Source organism: Streptomyces sp. NPDC001204 (genome assembly GCF_053598035.1).
This window is the reverse complement of record NZ_JBSFJL010000091.1, coordinates 1-1,755: the sequence shown is the minus strand read 5'-3', so window position 1 is coordinate 1,755 and position 1,755 is coordinate 1. Positions and strand designations below refer to the sequence as shown.

At 69.2% G+C, this 1,755-nt stretch carries 5 protein-coding genes; 4 read left to right on the top strand and 1 reads right to left on the bottom strand.

Features of this window, described 5'->3' with window-relative positions:
- The coding region (locus ACWC91_RS41525) for a helix-turn-helix domain-containing protein (RefSeq protein ID WP_450726398.1) at positions 1-240 on the bottom strand (240 nt) is incomplete at its 3' end.
- 214 nt (positions 241-454) lie between these two features.
- Between ACWC91_RS41525 and ACWC91_RS41520 the strand changes: the two genes are divergently transcribed.
- From ACWC91_RS41520 to ACWC91_RS41505, 4 genes are all read left to right on the top strand, one after another.
- Positions 455-670, top strand: a complete 216-nt coding sequence (locus tag ACWC91_RS41520) for a helix-turn-helix domain-containing protein (protein ID WP_450726396.1) — start codon at positions 455-457, stop codon at positions 668-670.
- The gene (locus ACWC91_RS41515; protein WP_450726394.1) at positions 667-927 is read left to right on the top strand and encodes a hypothetical protein; all 261 of its coding nucleotides are present in this window, start codon (positions 667-669) and stop codon (positions 925-927) included. The genes ACWC91_RS41520 and ACWC91_RS41515 overlap by 4 nt, the downstream gene beginning before the upstream one ends.
- Before the next feature lie 86 nt (positions 928-1,013).
- On the top strand, positions 1,014-1,448 hold the full coding sequence (locus ACWC91_RS41510) for a hypothetical protein (protein WP_450726392.1): 435 nt from the start codon (positions 1,014-1,016) through the stop codon (positions 1,446-1,448).
- On the top strand, positions 1,448-1,651 hold the full coding sequence (locus ACWC91_RS41505; RefSeq protein WP_450726390.1) for a hypothetical protein: 204 nt from the start codon (positions 1,448-1,450) through the stop codon (positions 1,649-1,651). Before ACWC91_RS41510 ends, ACWC91_RS41505 begins: the two co-directional genes overlap by 1 nt.
- Positions 1,652-1,755: the final 104 nt, after the last annotated feature.

Below are 1,755 nucleotides of genomic sequence, written 5' to 3'. Positions count from 1 at the left end.
GGCCGCGGCGACCGGGCCGCCCGCCGGGACGCGCTCGATCGCTCCGTCAGGCCAGCCGAGCAATGCCGCGTAGTCGCGGATCGTGCGGTTGACCTTGCTGAATCTCCCGGCCTCGATGTTCTGGACGGTGGTGCGGCTGATGCCCAACTGCTCGGCCGCCTCGGGCTGGGTCAGCTTCGGCCGGCGCCCCTCGCGCGCAGCCTGAAGCGCTTCACCCAGTCGCTTGGTGTCCTCATCCATAAATCCACATCTTGGCACATGCGGTTGCAAGCAGATAGCTCAGATCAAGCTCCTTGACCTGGGCATTATTCAGCGCTTTGCGCCCCATGTGCGCTCTTGGGTTGCATCATGCGCCCCGCGTAGTCGCCCGGCATAGGCCGGAAGCTCAACTCTTGAGCAGTAAATGTAGGCAGGCTGCTTGCAAACGTAGGCAGACCGTGCTCAGAATGTAGGCGTGAAGCCCAATGGACGCATGATCAGAGGCATCCGCCAGGGCCGGAAGTTGAGCCTGCGTGAGCTTGAGGCCAAGTCCGGCTTGAACCGCGGATACCTGTCCCGCCTGGAAAACGAGCAGGTGCAGGACGTCGGCTCTGAGCAGGTCCATCGGGTGGCCAAGGCCCTCGACGTAGACGAGGACCTCCTGATCGCCGACGAGGAGACGACGCCGTGACCGCGAAGGCCACGAAGACGCGCAGGATTCCCGCCCACCCCACCGAGGGCGAGGCCGAATTCCGACGCTGGACGCCGGAGGAAGTGGTGGACCGTCAGCTGCTGCCCTACCGCAGCGCCCGACAGCTCCGCGAGAAGTGCTACCGCCGCGAGTTGTTCTGCCACCGCGACGGCGGGCGCATCACCTTCACCGCCGAGGACCTGCGCCGCAACAGCGAGTTGGGCTCCGAGGCCCCGTTCGAACGCGCGAGTGCCTGACACCCCATGACGTGCCGAAGGCCCGCCCGACTTCCCGGCCCGGCGAGCCCCGACCGGCGCCCCACCCCAGTGAAAGCAGGGTCACCGTGACCACTGACCATAGCTCCCCGATCTCCGTACAGCGCGCCTCGCTGCAGCTGCTCATCGACTGGGCAAGCTGGCAGCCCGAGTTGCCCGCCGCCTACATCACGGTCAACCAGCCGTACCAGGGCAAGCCCTCGACGCTCGACCTCCAGCTGCACACGCCCAGCGAGTTCGAGCAGTGGCGCATCGCGCTCGGCATCGCCCCCGCCTGCGTGACGCTTCACCCCTACGGCAGGAGTTCGTGGGTCGAAGCCGGAACGGTTCTCGACGGCATCCGCATCTCGATCTCCTCACACGGCATCCTCCTCACCGAGGACCAGCTGTCGGCCCCGCGCGGCACCGAGATCGCCGAGACGTCGACCTCCATCACCAGCACGGCGGATGCGGTCCGTGAGCTCGGCGCCCTGCCGATGCCCGTCGGCTCGGACCCCCGCTGATGCCCGCCTCCGTCACTGGCTGGCTCGTCTGGCTGGGATCCGTGTGGGCCGTGTTCTTCGCCTTCGCCGCGAGCGACGTGCCCGACCTGCTCGGCCGGGCCGCCAACCTCCTGCGGCAGCAGTACCTCCCGCACTGGGCTCGGCACGGACACGCGCCGCCGCCGGACCCCGCGCCGCACGGCCGCCACGCGCGGAACGCCTGACCACCTGACGGGCCGCAGACCCACCCCATGCAGGGCTCTGCGGCCGGCCGGGCCCCGCCCGCGCCAGCCCCCCGCCGGGCGGGGCCCCGCACCGCACACCCCCC